Source organism: Acetobacter orientalis (assembly GCF_000963965.1).
Classification (GTDB): domain Bacteria; phylum Pseudomonadota; class Alphaproteobacteria; order Acetobacterales; family Acetobacteraceae; genus Acetobacter; species Acetobacter orientalis.
Window position 1 is genome coordinate 1 of sequence record NZ_BAMX01000041.1, and the last position, 243, is coordinate 243.

General features: G+C 50.6%; 1 protein-coding gene. It reads left to right on the forward strand.

The genetic code is table 11. The features are described 5' to 3' along the window. The coding region (locus Abor_RS12410) for an IS5/IS1182 family transposase (RefSeq protein WP_048842221.1) at positions 1-243 on the forward strand (243 nt) is incomplete at both ends.

Sequence of the window (243 nt, forward strand, 5' to 3'; positions counted from 1 at the left end):
GTCATCGGGGACAGAGGCTACGACAGCAACCAGATCAGGTTATCGCTTGCAGACCGGAACATCACAGCCTGTATTCCGCCGAAGAAGAACCGGAAATCAAAGCCACCTTACAATTGGCATCTGTATAAAAAGCGCCACCTCATCAAAAACATGTTCGCAAAGCTGAAAGACTGGCGACGTATTGCGACCCGATATGATCGCTGCGCTCATACCTTCATGTCCGCAATCCACATCGCAGCAAGC